Origin of the sequence: Stieleria sp. JC731 (assembly GCF_020966635.1) — a bacterium.
Taxonomy (GTDB): Bacteria; Planctomycetota; Planctomycetia; order Pirellulales; family Pirellulaceae; genus Stieleria.
Genome location: NZ_JAJKFQ010000026.1, coordinates 1 through 17,192 on the forward strand (window position 1 = coordinate 1; position 17,192 = coordinate 17,192).

10 protein-coding genes are annotated in these 17,192 nt (G+C 51.6%); 4 read left to right on the forward strand and 6 right to left on the reverse strand.

The window, feature by feature from the left end:
- The 4 genes from LOC67_RS22820 to LOC67_RS27805 all read right to left on the reverse strand — a co-directional run.
- Positions 1 to 1,778, reverse strand: a 1,778-nt coding sequence (locus LOC67_RS22820; protein ID WP_230265150.1) for a hypothetical protein, incomplete at its 3' end; no start/stop codon positions are given.
- Between the two features lie 284 nt (positions 1,779 to 2,062).
- Positions 2,063 to 3,088, reverse strand: coding sequence for a hypothetical protein (locus LOC67_RS22825; protein ID WP_230265151.1), 1,026 nt, complete (start codon positions 3,086 to 3,088; stop codon positions 2,063 to 2,065).
- Between the two features lie 119 nt (positions 3,089 to 3,207).
- The gene (locus tag LOC67_RS22830; protein ID WP_230265152.1) at positions 3,208 to 4,425 is read right to left on the reverse strand and encodes a hypothetical protein; all 1,218 of its coding nucleotides are present in this window, start codon (positions 4,423 to 4,425) and stop codon (positions 3,208 to 3,210) included.
- A 692-nt stretch (positions 4,426 to 5,117) separates the two neighbouring features.
- Positions 5,118 to 5,432 carry a dockerin type I domain-containing protein gene (locus LOC67_RS27805; RefSeq protein WP_410001170.1) on the reverse strand — a complete coding sequence of 105 codons (315 nt, stop codon included), beginning with the start codon at positions 5,430 to 5,432 and terminating at the stop codon, positions 5,118 to 5,120.
- 363 nt (positions 5,433 to 5,795) lie between these two features.
- Here LOC67_RS27805 and LOC67_RS22835 point away from each other — a divergent pair, with 363 nt between their 5' ends.
- From LOC67_RS22835 to LOC67_RS22850, 4 genes are all read left to right on the forward strand, one after another.
- Positions 5,796 to 8,771, forward strand: coding sequence for a kelch repeat-containing protein (locus tag LOC67_RS22835; RefSeq protein WP_230265153.1), 2,976 nt, complete (start codon positions 5,796 to 5,798; stop codon positions 8,769 to 8,771).
- 107 nt (positions 8,772 to 8,878) lie between these two features.
- Positions 8,879 to 9,610, forward strand: coding sequence for a PEP-CTERM sorting domain-containing protein (locus LOC67_RS22840; protein ID WP_230265154.1), 732 nt, complete (start codon positions 8,879 to 8,881; stop codon positions 9,608 to 9,610).
- A gap of 129 nt (positions 9,611 to 9,739) precedes the next feature.
- Positions 9,740 to 10,783 carry a dockerin type I domain-containing protein gene (locus LOC67_RS22845; protein ID WP_261367085.1) on the forward strand — a complete coding sequence of 348 codons (1,044 nt, stop codon included), beginning with the start codon at positions 9,740 to 9,742 and terminating at the stop codon, positions 10,781 to 10,783.
- A gap of 143 nt (positions 10,784 to 10,926) precedes the next feature.
- Entirely contained in the window at positions 10,927 to 13,101 is a 2,175-nt protein-coding gene (locus tag LOC67_RS22850) for a dockerin type I domain-containing protein (protein WP_230265156.1), read from the forward strand.
- A gap of 16 nt (positions 13,102 to 13,117) precedes the next feature.
- Here LOC67_RS22850 and LOC67_RS22855 read toward each other — a convergent pair whose 3' ends face one another.
- Both LOC67_RS22855 and LOC67_RS22860 read right to left on the reverse strand, forming a co-directional pair.
- Positions 13,118 to 16,222, reverse strand: coding sequence for a serine/threonine-protein kinase (locus LOC67_RS22855; protein ID WP_230265157.1), 3,105 nt, complete (start codon positions 16,220 to 16,222; stop codon positions 13,118 to 13,120).
- Positions 16,219 to 16,794, reverse strand: coding sequence for an RNA polymerase sigma factor (locus LOC67_RS22860; protein ID WP_230265158.1), 576 nt, complete (start codon positions 16,792 to 16,794; stop codon positions 16,219 to 16,221). The genes LOC67_RS22855 and LOC67_RS22860 overlap by 4 nt, the downstream gene beginning before the upstream one ends.
- Between the last annotated feature and the right edge of the window lie 398 nt (positions 16,795 to 17,192).

The window sequence follows — 17,192 nt, forward strand, 5'->3', positions numbered from 1 at the left end:
GTTGTTACCGATGGAATCTCGATGCTCACTCCACCGCTTACATAAAACGATGCACCATCGATCGATTCAACTGAGTCAAGATTCAAATCACGACCGTCAATCGTAAACACCGCGTGATCAGCATCACGTAGATTCGACAGGTCAATATCCGGGCCAGAAGTGACAAAGTCCGTCGAATATCCGGACTCTAGTGCGCTCAAATCAACCGATCGTCCCGCTTCCACAAGCCCATGAGACAGACTCGTGATCGTGGATAAATCTATTGTCCCCAATGCGTCCACCGGGAAATAAACACCGCGAACCGTGGAGAGAGCACCAAGGTTTACAAGACCACCTTGGGTTGCGTGTAGTCGCGAGTACTCACCGTCACTATCACTTGTTGCATATCCTGCGTAGTCAACGAAGTTCTGCAGCGATGACAAGTCAACCTCGCTGCCTACTCCTTCTGCTTTTACCTGAACCGAACGTTGACGCAAGTCACCTGAATTGGGGTCGATGATCTCTGTCACCCTACCAAGGTCCAGCTTGCCACCTTGAAGCGACTCTAAAAACGCATCCCAATTCCGACCCGTACCATTATTTACTGACGTTAGGTTCGGAAAACTCAGTACACTTCCCGAACCGGTCACGCGCCAGTACACGTCGCCATAGGTGTTGCTTACCGTTGTTACCGATGGAATCTCGATGCTCACTCCACCGCTTACATAAAACGATGCACCATCGATCGATTCAACTGAGTCAAGATTCAAATCACGACCGTCAATCGTAAACACCGCGTGATCAGCATCATGTAGATTCGACAGGTCAATATCCGGGCCAGAAGTGACAAAGTCCGTCGAATATCCGGACTCGAGTGCGCTCAAATTAACCGATCGCCCCGCTTCCACAAGCCCATGAGACAGACTCGTGATCGTGGATAAATCTATCGTCCCGGTTGAGTCCACCGGAAAGTAGACACCACGAACAATTGAAAGCTCGCTCAGTTTTATATGCCCTCCTAGGGTCGCATGTAGTCGCGAGTACTCACCGTCACTATCACTTGTTGCATATCCTGCGTAGTCAACGAAATTCTGCAGCGATGACAAGTCAACCTCGCTGCCTACTCCTTCTGCTTTGACCTGAACCGAACGTTGACGCAAGTCACCTGAATTGGGATCGATGATCTCTGTCACTGCACCAAGATCTAACTTTCCACCCTGGAAAGACTCTAAAAACGTATCCCAGTTACGCCCCGTACCGTTGTTGATCGTTTTCAAGTCTGGAAAGCTTAGAACGCTTCCTGCCCCCGTGGCACGCCAGTACATATCGCCAAAGGTGTTACTGACGGTTGTCACTGATCCAACGGTCAGCATCCCATTCGAACTAGCGACAAAGTTCGCACCATCAATTGCCGTCGCTGCGTTCGCTACAAATTCGGAATTTGCACCTTCAACTACCAATGTAGATCCAGGCGCAATAGCAAAGCCTTCAGTGAACAAGCGTGCATTTTCGATTTGAAGATCACTATTGAGATCAATTGAACGCACCGAATGTGTGCCTGACCGAATCTCAATTGCTTCGTTACCAGCGTCGATTGATACATCGTCGGATGCTGTAGGCAAGCGATCGGATGACCAATTCAATGAGTTACTCCAGCGAAGGTCCCCACCACCGCCATCCCACGAAATCGCTGCGAGCATATTTCGGTCTTCGAGCGATTCAGCCAACAACCGCCGAAGTTTTCGAAGTCGTGATTTGGCTTTTGCTTTCTTAACCTTTTGACCACCGATCAAACGCATCGCAGTATCCCTCCGTTCAGCAAGAACACGCCCCAAGCAGCCAGGATGGTACCACACCTAGCGTGGGGAGTGTGAACGCAAGAAACTCGGTAGTTCTTATCAACAAGAACCGAGCGAGAACACACCGTTTCCCATTGACGTAGGGGCTGCAGCTGCGCCTTAGCTGTGATTTTGCAGCGCGAAAAATGGGATGTCTAGCAAAGCGAAGTTTTGGAGACTCGCGTGAAACAAAGGAGCATCCGTCGCTAATGCGGCGGGTCGCTTTACCAAGAAAAGCCTCTGCCTTAAGGCCGTTCCCAACTGATCGGGGCGAGGTAGATTCCGCGTGGGTCGCGGCCTCGCCATTGGTAGGCGACTAGATAATCTTGGCCGTCGTGACTGACGATCTCTGGGGCTAATCGCTTCAGCGGGTCCCTTGGTGCCAAACGCGCGATCGGCGGCCCTTCCCACCGCAGCGGATCCGTCGATGCAAACACTTCCAGCTGCTCAAACCGATAGTAGGTACCGCTGCGTTTGATCACAAAAGGACTTTCCGCGTAGACGAAAGTGTAACCTTCCGCTGGCGGAGTAATTGGCGGGATCTCGATCGCATCATCACTCCATGGCCCTTCCAACTTCGACGCCGTTCGCGCTCGTATCGTATGGTCCCTGGTGGCTGGGTTGATACCCTTTTCTGGTGACGTGTAGTAGGCAATCCATTTTCCGGACGCTTCACGATCATCAAGAATGCAGACGTCTCGTCCCATTGGAAAGATTGCCTTCTTGCCGACCGGTGAAAACGTCAAACCGTCTTCGCTGGTTAAGAGGTGCCCGCCTCGACTGTTATAAAACAAGTAGTGCTTGCCTGCATCTTTGACGTAAAAAGGCGCCTGCACAGTGCCTTCGGCGTGATCTAAGTCAGCTTGCGATGACAGGAAGATTCCTTCTGGATCCCAGTTGTCTTTCGTGAGCGAATCACTCGACCAACGGTACAGCAAACGTGTTCCACCAGGGTGCGTCGTATGGCGGATACAAGAGATCAGTTGCCATCGTCCGTCATCAGCTTGGAAGACTGTGAAATCCACGGGTTCCGCCTTCTCCGAAGCCCACTTCTCCAGCGGAGGACGGCCAACCAACTTGATCCAGTCGCCTTGGATCTTCGGCACTAAAAAACTTTTCGCAGGATCATCTCCTTCGGTTGAACTTTCGGAAGTCCCGCGAGCACGCTGAACATCTTCCTGCGCAGCAACCTCGATGCCTGAGCAAATACACAATGCGACCACAATGGCCAGTCGCCACGGGAGTCTTGATTGACATTTCAGATCATTCATCGATTCGACTGTGCAGGCTAGATTTACGGGGAAAAGGAAGACACCAAACAGGTTTATCATAATCCGTTCTTGCTTTCCAAATTTAAAAGCTCAACCGCAGTTTGATTTCGGTCCAGTGATTACTCGTCTCCTGCGGGAGCTGTTCGCAGCGAATTGTTCCAGCGCGACCATGACGACCAATTGCCATCTCGATCACATTGCCTGACTCGAGCCGCGTAGACTTTGTCAGGCTGAAGGCTTTTCATACCGAGATGGCTTCCCGAAAATTTTCCACGCGATGAATCGACGCGAACTTCTAACCCTTGGCCCTCGATCAATCCGGAACTCCAAACCACGTCAACGCCTCTCGTATCGGTTGCAAGCTGAAGCTCCCATCCGGATTGGATATCGTTGTCATCTGCGTCAGCGAACTCTGTTTTCCATACGGTCGGGTTCGGCGGCGACTTTGCGAGCCCGATCGGCGAGGTACTGATAACGAAGTCGTCAAAAAAACGTTCTTGTTCAACAGGACTTCCGGAGTTCCAGTAATTCTCAAGAAACACCGCATTGATACCGTACTCGCCATAGCTGTAAACCCAGTTCAGATTTTCATGGCTGGCTTCAACTTGCCCATCAATGTAGAGCCGAAAGATCCCGTCAGATTTACCTGGAGTATTAAGTCTGACGTAGCCCTCCACGCAAACCCAGCGGCCCGTTTCCGCCGAATCAAAAACACGAGTCTTCCCTTGCTTGAGCCCGAGCCATTTGAAGTTATCGAAGTCGTTGTACCTGTGGGTGACGACTTGCGAATTTGAGTTCACACCGCGAACGGGATCAATCGCCAAGTTTCGTTGGTGTCCGCCCCAAATATGCGCAATCATCGCTTGCGACCAATCGCTTCCTGCAAAGCATGTTGCTCGACTTAGCTTCGCAGGGTTACCGACCCATCCGTTCTGATGTTTGACATAGTGACGCCAATAGACCTCACGAAAATCCTCACCTTTGCGGACAGCGTGCCCACCATAGTCCATCGGATTGCGACCAAAGGTCTGCTTCAGCCCACCGGCTCCGACTTCGCCTTTCTGAAATCGAGCTCGAACGCTGTAGCCAGAATGACCGAGAGACTCGGCGTCCGTTACTGCAAAGTCACCACCATCATCGCCAACTTCCAAGTACTTGGACGTCAGTGGCTTCGAAACGTCAAAGTCGTCACACCAGATGACATTTGGATCCCGATCCCAACCTTGGTTCTCCGACAGTTCGACTGTATCGATCCGTGGTGCGTTCGGTGGTGATCCGCTAGCGCACTCAGTGACGAAAGCCAGTGACGCAAGAGAAAAAAGAACGGTGAATTTCATACGGCTGTCCAACGACATTGGAACGTTCAGGCGACAGGAAATCCGGCAAGTGGCTGGGCAACCAAACTGGGCAACCAAACTGGGCAACCAAACTGGGCAACCCAAATTGTAGCGTCCGAACTCTCCAACGTGGCTTCTGAGCGATGATAGACCAAACCGCGAGTATGCCTGCTTCGCCATCCAGTTGCGGACCAATGAGCTGACAGCGATCTGGTTGCTAGAAGAACAGAAAGAATTTAAACACGGAGTAACCGAGGGCACAGAGTTCATAGCTGACGATCAGCCACCTGATATCACCACATTGAACGGGAACTGCAAATGATTTCCCGACCGCTCCAAACAAAAGCTCTGTGTCCACTGTGCCTCTGTGCTTAAAACTGCCCAGATTCCCCTCTGCTACTCACCGATTGCAGTTTCCTTTCCAGGACCAGCACCCTTGCGACGCTGCATCAGTCAGATGAAGCCCTAAATTCGCCTCGGCAGCGGTGATGACCAACGACAATGACATGTACTCCCCATGCTGCCTTTGCGATGCAGATCTTGCCTTCGAAGCGCTTTTTGCATTCAGTGACTAAGTTTGCCAAGTTTGCAGAAACAGTCATATGGTCACTCACACTTAAGCGCAGAACGAGCGAACACGGAAGGTAAAATGAAAGATGCAGCCATTTGCTCGTCCCACCTGTGTACTGCCATCAGTTCAATCCAATCAAGCTCTTCGATAGAATCGATTGCCCCCGCTTCGAACCAGCCACTGAAAGCCGAGTCGGTTTTCCGAGTCGGTTCTCTTCCTGCGTCAAATGTTTGATGACCAGCAGGGCATCGTTTTGTGCAACAACATCATCCCCCGAGACGTCAAAACGAACTCGATCAGAATCCGACACAGTAATTTTCGAATGTGAAGCAAGATGATTCAGTATTAGCAAGACATCTAGAGGAGTAGTGTCTGTGTCGCCAGAGCCATCAAAAAAGTCAAGAGACTTTCGATTGATCGTGACTTGTGAATCCAATTGTGTCGCCGCGAAGAAAAGAACTCGATCATCTGCCGATTCAAGGATTGGCCAGTATCTTTCCAGCCATCCCCTAATTTGGACAGCAACTATCCACAGGTCTGATCAACGCGACTTGATGAAAGTAGCGTTTCACTGGGCGAGGCCAAGATAAACCCTCGAAAGCGGGCATTGGCACGGCGCGTGCTTGCAGCTGCGGGCGTCAAGCACATCAAAACGAAGCAAACCGCGGCGGCTGGGCGGTAAGACAGAAAGTCAACAGAAATGCAGACTTTGCTGGCGGCTGAGGACAATGAATTCCACTCCTTATCTCGTCCGTCGTCTTTTCATTAAGACTGTTCCGCTTTGCCCTGCGGCCGAGATATGATGAAATCGATCCCTTTTCTAAAGTCATCACGCAAGCGAACTCGCAAAACAGGCAAGCGAGTCTTTCGTAGGAATTTGTCTACGGAGCGGCTTGAAAATCGTGCCCTACTAGCGGGAATCGTTTGGTCCGAAGGCCCGACACTACTGGAGCCTAGAGCGGAAGCCGTTGCGGTACAAACGGGTACCGATCGAACCTACTTACTTGGAGGAGGACTCAGTACAGTCGAAGTCCTTTCGAGTGCGACCGATCACTGGATCGCGGCACAGGGTTCCCCTAAGAACCCGACTGGCCCCGCTGCCACGTTTGTCGGCGGCAACGTTCTTGTTTTTGGTGGTCGATACGGCGATCAGGCGACCGAAGAAGCCTTCGACTACGACTATCTTGCCGGTGATAGCGAAGACATCGCAAACTTGCCAACTCCGCGGTATGACCACGCATTTGCGACCGATGGCCTAGGAGGCGCATTCGCGATCGGTGGCATCGAACGCTCCGGTGAACCGGTATTTGACATCGTCGAACGCTACGATTTGGCAGCAGACACTTGGACAGAAACGGCTCCTTTGCCTGAGCCACGAGTCAATGCGGTTGCAACCTATGATGGCAACGGCCACATCCTAGTCTTCGGCGGTTCGAGCGATGAAGCGGGCACAGCGCTGCAGTCCTCCGTTATTTCGTATGACGTCACGTCCGACCAGTGGACCACGCGAACATCGATGCCGGTCCCAACGACCGAAAGCGCGATCGCGGTAGATTCCGACGGGGTGATTTATCTGGTCGGAGGAAAGGATGCATCGGGTCCGACGGGAATCGTCCAAGTCTACGATCCACTCTCCAATTCCTGGAGCACTGAAACTGCGCTTCCGGCCCCGATCTACTCGGCAGCCGCCATGGTGGATTCGGATGACCGGCTCAATGTTATCGGCGGCTATTCTGATGACGGAACGACTCTCGGCGATACCTGGCGATCCCAACCGTTGCACCTGCCTGATGAAGTTCCCGTCATCACCACTCATGCGAAAACGTTCGGAGCTGCAGACCAAAGCTACGTCTACGACGTGAACGCCACAGGCAATCCCCCGCCAACCTACGCGCTGGTCTCTGCACCTGCAGGAATGAGCATTGATGGTCAAACGGGAATAATCACCTGGGCGCCGACCGATGCTCAGGTCGGAACACAATCCGTGATCGTTAGAGCGGAAAACCGAGCTGGCAGTTTCGACCAATCCTACGACATCAATGTGGCAGGCGATACAACAGCCCCGACGGTGCCGCAAAGTTTCCAAGTCACCAATGTTTCCGAAACAACAGCGGATCTTACTTGGGACGCGTCGTTCGATGCAAAAGGCGTCGACCACTACACAATCTATGTCGGGTACCGGTGCGGCTGGCGTGGTCGCAATACCTGCTACCGCGTCTTCGAAGATAACGTCATCGGAACCGGAATGACGCTTGCCGATCTAACCGGTTCATACAAACTGCGAGTCGCCGCATTTGATGCTGCCGGGAACAAATCCGGACTTTCAAGTCTAGTTGCCTTTAGCATGCAGACGCCTCCGCGATTGCTAAAGTACGATGTTCCAGGCTATCGAACCGCAGCCGATGCGACTGCCAACTTCGAGATGCGAACGCGGATCTATACGTCCGGCAATCCAGCCCCAACAATGCGTCTGGTGTCTGGACCAGAGAATCTTACTTTCGATCCCGCGACGGGACTGGTCAGTTGGACGCCGACTGCGACGCAACTTGGAACACATGAAGCGATCATCGAAGCAACAAATGAAGTCTCGACCGTTTCGTTGTCTCTGCCGATTACGGTAACAGCTGACTTGCCCGTTCTGAGCTTTTCAGCGTCTCCCGCTAGTGGTGTTGGTAGCATCGTCCCCAGAGAACCTGTCGTCATAACAACATTCGATGCCAGCAGAACGCCGTCAACATTCGAGATTCTGTCAGGGTCGACCGGTGCTGTGATTGACCCGCTAACCGGAGCCATCACCTGGACTCCGGAGTATGGAGACGTCGGCGTCACATCCATTGAAGTAAAGGCAACCAACGCCGCCGGTTCAACGATCAGCAATGCGTTGGTACATACTTCCTTCGTTTCGGAACCGACGAGTATCACCATTGCGGGCGATATGACGTTAGAGCCAACGGTGAGTTGGAATGCCCCGTCCGCAGGCGCCGTCGAGGAGATCGCAGGCTACAAAATTTTGCTCTATCGCCGCTACCGCTGGGGGCGTGCTTGGCGAACCGAACAAATAACAATTGACTCTGCAGGCACTTCAACGACAGCAGCTTTAACCGGAATGAAAGAGAATGTTCCGTATAAAGTTTATGTAACGCCATACGACGCTTTGGGCAACAATGGCATTCGAAGCAGCGAAGCTATCACGTTTTCTTATACGCCATCACTTCCTCGTCTGACGTACTCCATTGCCGGGTTCAATGATACGACATCAGTCGTGGCGCTACAGCCGATGACCATTCAGATCAGTGATATTAACCCAATGTCGGTGGGAACAACCTTTGAACTGGTGGCGGGCCCTTCCGGGCTTGCCGTTGACCGAACCACTGGGTTGGTCAACTGGACACCTGACCTCAGTGCATCGGGAACCACCATTAACGCGACAATTCGCGCTACGAACACGCTGGGCTCGCGAACCATCACCATTCCGGTCAACGTGCTCTTTTCTGGCTCGGTACTCAACCTGAGTGCTGTCCGTGACGGGAACACCGTGCATGCCTCATGGGATCCTCCGTCAACAAACGCGGATCCGGTAGCCTCGTACCGAATCACCAGATACTACCGCTGGAGCAGTCGTCGGCGATCAGTGACGTGGACGGTTCCCGCGACAACCACTTCGTTAGATTTCTCGCTGTATCCGACGGGTGCGGTTTGGCACACAGGGATGAGTGTCACGCCAATCCGAGCTGATGGCGCAGCAGGAATCGGCGTCAAAGTTTCATACATATGATCGAGCCGTTTCACTCCTCGCAACACGAAGTCATCCTGCCAAAATCTTATCCGATAAAAATTTCAGAACACCGCCGCTAAACAAACAATCTACCTGACACATTTCAAATGACTTTTCGCGTTCTATCCCTCGGAATTGCAATTCTGGGATCCTTCATTGCAAATGATTCGACCGCTGACGTGGTATTCAGTACTTTCGGTGAAGGTTCCCAATATGGAAACGACGGAGTTGTCGTTGGTGGCCCTTCATCGACCTTTTATGATCGATATGCCGAGCAGTTCTTCCTTGACGAAACAGGTTCAGATTACCTCCTCGAGACAGTCACGTTTGCTGTCCTTGGAGACACACCGAATATGAACGCGATTGTTTCAATTCTTGAAGACAATGGTGATTTCCCTGACACCTCTGCGGGGATTGTCGCCCAAATCGAAGTCGACCTTCCATTGAATGAAATTAGCAATCAGGCGATCGTCGTAGCGGACTTCAATGAACCGACCGCATTTTTCAGCGACATTGGTCTGCTTTCCAAGGGGCAGTCCTACTGGTTGACGATCGAAGCGAAAGGCTCAGACGAGTTTATGTGGGCAGACACGACAGACTTCTCCAAAGAAGGCTTTCAAGGTGTCAGTCAGGACGGTGGCCCCTGGCAGGTTCTATTCCGCGACGCCTCGGGACCGTTTCCATTGGCTGCCTATTCCATCAGCGGAGTAACGGTCATCCCAGAGCCAAGTGGAGCACTCGCAATCTTTCTGGGTGTCGCGATGTTTTCTTGCCGTCGCCATCGCCGTCGATGCCCCCGACAACGCGAGCTGAAGGTCGATAAATACTATTCGGAATAACTTCACGAAACGAAGATTTCGGTGGCGTACACGCGGGCACCTTTCCACTCACAACGGTGAGGACAAATTTGAACAGGATGAGCCGAAAGGCGTCATCCCTTCAGTGCACCGAAAACTAGACGAGCCAAGATGAGACACCGTCGCACCAGATTGTATCGTTTTGAAACGATGGAAAACCGTCTGCTTCTGTCCGCTGATGCGGGACACAATTTTCTGCTTCCAGCTGATGTGAATAATGATCACCTCGTAAAACCAACCGATGCGCTAGCGGTCATTAACCAGCTATCTCAAGAAGAAGTCAAGCAGGAACAGAACGTCTCAAGCGATGTAAGAACCGCTGACCAAAGCATTCTGGAAATGTTCTATGACGTCAACGACGATGGAATGGTTTCTCCCAGCGACGCCTTAGCAATCATTAACCAATTGGCAAACGATTTCGGGTCCGAACATTCGAGCACACTGTTGTCGAGCGAACTCGGATTTCAAGCACGTGCGGAATTGGAACGACGCGATAGCGGATCGGTAACATTTGAAGTTCGAATTGTCGGTGCACCTGCAGGTGCGCAATACGACGTGATGATTGCCGAGGAACCTCTGGGAACAATGCGAATCAATTCGCGAGGTCAAGGCGAGTTTGAAAGAACGTACGCTGCAACGGACGTACCTGCCGCATTGCTAGCCGCAGACACATCAACAAGTATCTCGATAGGCGATCTGGTTTCGAGCCCTCTTGGTGAGCTTGCCCAGATGGAGTGGTCCAGCGATACAGCTGTGAACGATTCTCATGAAGAAACCGAGGATGAACCAGAGCATCGACATGGCCACCGTGAAGATCAGTTTGAGGATGAACTCGAACACGACGATGACTCCGGGTCCGATTCAGTTCAAAACCATTTGTCATCCCGTTTGGAGATCGAATTCAATCTGTCGCTGTCGGAAAAGTTAGAGCTGCACGTGCAAGGTGGACCGGAAAACGACTTACTGGACGTTACCGTGAGCGGCAATACGATCGGCCAGCTCGCTACCAATGCTTTCGGGAATGGTGAACTTGAACTAGAATTTGATGATGAAAATGCCCCCTTGCCGGAAGTACTTTCGAACGTGAGCGACTTGACCAGCATCACTATCGAAAATGTTTTCGAAGGAACGCTTGGCGAGTTACGATCTCGCTAAATCGGGCGGCGTGAGAGATTGAAATACCTGAGACGTTGGTTAAGACAAGCGTTTGCCAATGTTCATTGGACTGACATGCGAGGTAACCGCATGCAACGTAAAAACAGATAACGTACAGATAGATACTGTACCGACGATCTCGAATGAGCCCCATGTTTAGCAAGCGACGACTTCCTAATCATTCACCACGCAGTACTTGGCGCCGCAAACTGCGGTTGGAGTCGTTATGCGCGAGGGTCGTTTTCGATGGGGCCGGGTTAGGCGTTTCAGATCCTCTTCCTTGGTTCGATCCAGGAACATTGACGTTTAGTTATGCCCCTGACGGTACGGAAGTCGCCGGCCAACAAAATAGCCTGTTTGCGACACTCGCTGGTCTAGCAACCGAATCGGTTTGGAAGCAGGAATTCGAATCTGCGTTCGCAGCCTGGCTTGATCCATTGGGAGCACATTTGTCGGAGTCTGCTGATTCGGGTGAGTCATTCGGGATAGCCGGCCGAACTCAGGGTGATACACGATTTGGCGATATTCGCATCGCCGCGGTTCCTCTTTCTAACAGTGTGTTAGCGACTTCGGTTCCGCACAGCGCGATCGCTCAAGGAACATGGGCGGGAGACATCCTGCTCAATTCCGATGCTCAGTGGGATAACTTGGAAACCCTTTTCACCGTTGTTCTTCATGAGATGGGACACGTCTTAGGGCTTCCTCATAGCTCAGATCCTGACTCTGTCATGTTCCGCCATGGTATTCAAAATGTGTCCGCGCCCTCACAAGCCGATATCGATTGGCTGCGCGATCTATATGCCGGCGTCAAATTTGAAGACGCTGAAGGCAACGAGACCGACTCAGAAGCGTCCACGGTAACCTTCACTGATACGACAGGTGCCTTCGATCCGTCGTCTGCAATTGTTCTGGCCCCAGCGGTCAGTTCCGCTATCCGATACTCGGCCAACGGAAACGTCGTCGACTTAGAGACGCCTGTGGTATTTCGGCTCGCCCCCACACCGAACCCGGCAAAGGATTTAGAGAATCTGACAATTACGCTACATCCGACTTCCAAGAGTCGTCTAGTCGCTGACATCAAAGTGCTTGATGCTTCAGGCCGAACGGTGGAATCACAAGTATTGCATCATAGCCACGGCGATGTTGTTGTTCAGGCACAAGGTATCGAGGATGACCAACCCTACTATATTGTGGTAAATCAGTCGCAGACAATTCATGATGTTGCAACAGGTGGTGCATTTGAATTGATCGTGGACCTGTCACCTGAATTGCGGCGCTCTCGCCATGCGGGCGATGTCGAACTTGATCACGAGACACCTATTCTAGAGCAGTCATTTAGCGTGCCTACACCACGTTTATTGCACGTCCATCTTGTCTCCGAAGGAAATATTAATCTCGACAATTCGATCGTCGCACAATTGGTCGATCACACAGATCAAGTTCTCTCACAAACATGGGTTAATTCAGGTGAATCACGATCGGCGCCACTAACTTTTTTGCCAGCCGGCGACTACCGAATCCGATTTATTCACGTTGGTGGAGACTCTGAATCCTCGTCGGTAGCGGCGAGTGTCTATTTGGATGATTTGTCACTCGACGTCGGCCCCCCAGTCGTCGATCCAACTGGAACCCCGTATCTTCCATGCGATGAACCGGGCGCCGATCCTCTCTATTGCTATTCCTACGGTCCGGTTTCAACCTATCCGCCCTATCAGCCCATTGATCCGGTCTCCTTCTACCCTGAAAGCTATCCTTGGTGGTACGAATACGACTTTGCTTGCAGCGACTATGCCGGGCAAGACCTAGAGAATGCCCAGACGCAAGATCCACTATGGTGGGAGTTTTATCTGGGGCAGTGTGCAGACCCCGGGATGCCGCCAAGCCAACAACCCACGCTACCCACCGATCCTGGCAACGATCCAAGTAACTCCGGTTCGACAAATGGTGCTACAACCGGATCAGGCCCGACCGAAAATGGGACACCAATTCAACAAGGTAGCCCACTGCAGAACTCTGTTTATCCCTTTGACGTCTCAGGTGACAACGTTGTTTCACCCTCCGATGCTCTTCTAGTGATCAATGAAATCTCACTTCACGGATCAAGGAACGCCGAAGTCATCAATGCCTTCACCAGCTACTATGTTGACGTCAATGGCGATCTCTTCATCACGCCGATTGATGCACTACTGATCATAAATTCTTTGGCCAGACAACTTAATTTGCCCGAAGGTGAATCGGCACCGCTCAGTCGAACGCAAGCTGATCTTTCTATCGGGTTGAACCAGAACCTCGACGTCGCGATCGGTCAGCTTTTTTGATTCAGGACTGTTTATCTTAAGGTCGATTGCTATTGGCGTGAATTAGCATCGAAATCTCGATCATCGGTCGGAACCTTCGGTCGTTTTTCAGCGGCTCGAGGTCTGGATCATTTCGGGCTAGAAGCACAATCGCGATATCCGATTTGAGCGACTTTGAAAGCCATGAAAAAGCGCGATCGACATTCACTTCACGGTCCAAATGCTGGCTCGTGAGAGCAAAGATGCCCGCAATTTGCAACTCTTCTCGTGCACCAATTTCTATCAACGTCGCAGCGTGGGCATCCTCCATGGCCAGTTTTGTTTGGCCCTGTCGGGCGTAGAGAATCCCGCGTGATGTAATCGCTGACGCTAGGTTCGGGCGATGATGGATTAGCTGTGTCAACGTACCAATCGCATTTTCTGGTTGATCGAGAATTGCAGAATAGACATGTGCCGCGTTCATTGAAGCCTCAGCATTCGAACCATCAATTCGCAGCGCCGCTTCGAAGTCGTCTAACGCCCCCTGGGGATCGTTGCCCAACCTTGACACGCCTCTAGAATTCCAATCATTCGCATCGCGAGGTGGAACACTCCTCGCTAAGTGCCGATCCACCTTTGCCAATTCGATTTCCCCCAGCTCATCGAGCACTTTGGCACGCATCAAATAAATCCGTGTCCTGACATTTCCGTCGTCAATTAGCCGATTCAAATCCTGACGAGCTTCCTCTAGCTTTCCCATCCGATCATAGGCAGCGGCACGGTTGAATCTCGGCACCATCATTCCAGGGTTCATCGATAGACAGGCTGAAAAATCGGCAACCGCGCGTGTCAAATCACCTATTTTCATTTGGTGAATTCCGCGGTTCAATAGAATTGCGACTGAATCGGGCCGCAAGCGATTTGCGATATCGAAGCGGGAAATAGCGGCGGCGTCATTGCCAAGACGCGAATACGCAAACGCGAGGTTTACCCAGTAACTCACATTTGTGGGTTGTCTTTGAAGTTGTCGTTCAGTCAACCTAATCCATTGCTCAGCATCTGCTGACTTGCTTGCCCATGTGGTCGCAAGCCGCATGTCTTCCTTCCAATTATCAGGCAGAGCGATTCGGACTCTAGTTTCCTCGGTGTCTCCAGACAACATGTCGAATTGCAATTTAGCCAGCGGTGCGAGACCATAATCTAGCTGAGTTGCAAGTTGATTTAGCGACTTCGCACGTTCAAGCATTCGACCAGATAGTTCGGATGAACTCTGCCGAGCGACATGAAAGCTCGCGTCTGCCATTTGAAATGCAAGCAGTCCAAGATCCCGTCGAAGCTTTAACCGAGCCTCCGCACTAAGTCCTTGAACTTCGACATTGGCGTCCCAATTCGTTTCTCGGGCATGCCAAGCATCTAACAACTGGTTTCCTTGCTCAAGCCCGTTGAGCAAAAGTTCGGATTCTCGTCCTGGAGAAGTCAAATTGATGGTGACCAGCGGAAGCTCTCGATCCAATTCTGCAACTTTTGCTTCCAGACTCATCTTGGCGATCCTGCCGGAGCGTTGCCAAAGCATGATCAATGCCGCCAAAAGCAAAATGGCGGCCAATGTCGCGACGGTAGAAGTAGAATAAATGACAGGATGCCGTCGCGTCAGTTTTTGAATCCGTTCGGCAGTCGATCGCTCCGGCGCGTACTTCAGTTTTTGATTCTTCTGATGGGCCTGCAAATCTTCGAGTAACTCTCCCGCATTCTGATAACGACCGCTTGGCTTAGCGACCAAACAATGAAAAACGATCGATTCCAGTCCCGGAGATACATTGGCATTGAACTTGCGAATTGACGGTGGAGCAGTCTCACGTTCCTTTGCCAGAAATTGCAAACTGATTTCTTTCTCGAAGGTTGGTGACCGAAATGGCAAATGCCCTGTCAACAACTCGTACAGAATGACTCCCATTGAAAAGACATCGTCACTGAAATCGGCTTCCGCGCCAGACTCAAGAGACTGCAACTGTTGCGGCGACATGTACGGCAATGTCCCGCCAACAATGCGAGACCTACTTTCCAACTTCGAAACCGCGAGGTTAAAGTCCAGAAGGACCGGGTTCCCGTCGTTGGTTACAAGGATGTTTGCCGGTTTGAGATCGCGATGGACGATACCACGTTGGTGTGCGTAAGCGAGCCCATCGACCGCCTCCGTTACCAAGCTAACCAGCGCGTCAACATAGGTTAGCCCAAGATAGCGTCTCAGCTCATCGTTGGGTCCATATTCGGTCGCCTCCGGCCAACTTCGTTTCGCATCAGTTTCGGAACTGACATCCCGTGTTGAATGGTTCAATTCTTGGATCGAACGAATTGTTGAATAGCGTTTTTCTAAAATGGTCGAAACCAACTCTTGAGCAACTCCGTTTTTCGAAGCCCACTCATTTCCGCACGTGGTTAGATCTGCCAGCGTGGTCGCTCCGAGATAAGGCATGCAAATACCAAAGAGATTTCCATCTCGATGGATCGAAAAGACGGGAACAATCGCAGAGTGCTGCAGTGACGCAAGCCGATCTGACTCACGGTTCGGAGACTGAGTTACTTTCAACACGACGTAGCGTTCCGCCAAGTCCGGCTGTCGCGCTAAAAAGACCTTCGAAAACGCGCCTTCTCCCAATTGAGAAACGATGCGATAACCGGCGAAAGTGTCTTGCACACGGGGAAAGTTATCTTTCGGAACTTGATTGAGACCTCTTTGCTCGAGCGTTTGAACTGAGCCTTGCAGCCTAAATCCGCTATCGGTTCCGACTGGCAATTCTGGCCAATGGCTTCCATCGACGCTATACCTTTCACCAACGGCGTTCTTTGAAATGTCGTCTCCACGTCGACGTCGCAACCGATACTCTTCAAACGCGACCTGCGTCCGCCAATGCAAGTCTTCGTAGACCTCTGGAAACTGGTCAATGTACTGCTGGGCTATCGGTACCAAACCTTCATTGAACCGATGCTCCAAATCGATACGGGACAACTCGGTTACGACCGAAGCATAGCTTTCTGCTTCTTTGTCGGGCACATAGTCGATCAAGGAAACAGGCCCTTCGTTCCGAGCAGTTTCGAAACGTTCCAACAGCAACTCAATTTCGTGTGTCGCGTCGGACGTGATGGAATAATGATTCTCGTTCACGGGAGATTCAGCACTTTTTGTAGTCGCTTCCGAAAGGTTTGCAATATTCTCTCAACGCTTCGCTGAGATACCGAAACTCGTTTTGAAATTTCCGCGATCTCATGTCCATCGATTCGTGCTCGGATCGTCTGCTGATGCGATTCCGGCAATGTTGACAACAGATCATCGATGGTCATGCGGAGGATTTCGATCGACGTTTCAGCAGCAGGGACCTCGGAGTTCGGAAACCGCTGTGTCTGGCTGACATCTCGTTTTCCGGCCCGGTGGTATTCGGCCACCATACGGACCTTATTTAGCGCTATGACCAACAACAATTTCCACAGCTCATCTCCCTCCGGAACGAGGTAGTGACCATCGTTGACTCGTCTGAAAAACGTACGAAATACCGACTGAACGATGTCCTCCGGGGCAATCCGAGGTGCAAGGTCGTCACCACTTGCTCGCTGCGCTACACCGAGCAACCTTTGCGCATAGCGTGCGTAGAGCGCAGTCGCAGCGTCTTCTTCACCCGCTTGGAAACGGACGAGAAGCGAGGAATCACTTGATGCTATCGGACGGGGATCGTTTTTCATTTCCGGACGCCTACTCTCGTCTTAAGGAGTGGGAAAACGCCACGCGACACGCCAAAAAAGTTCGGGAATCATGATTCCCCATGGCTGCCGTCTTTCCCATTAGAACAGACAGCCAGAAGTTCACGAACTGGTAAGGCTATGTCCTCAGTCGGCACCCGAAACACCCGAAACACCTGAAATATGATAGTCGACAAGAATTCGTCGCGGCCCCGACGAACACTGACAATTCGGAACCGATGGCTCGTAACGCGAATCCGCTGAGATCTCACCTCCGTTCGAATATGAAAATCCAGACTTTGAAGAGCATTGGCAAGGCTGCGCGCGGCACTGGTGCATCAATCAAGTTGTGTGTCTATCTGCCCACCAGCGCGAGGCTGCAAAGACTGAAAAGAAATTGA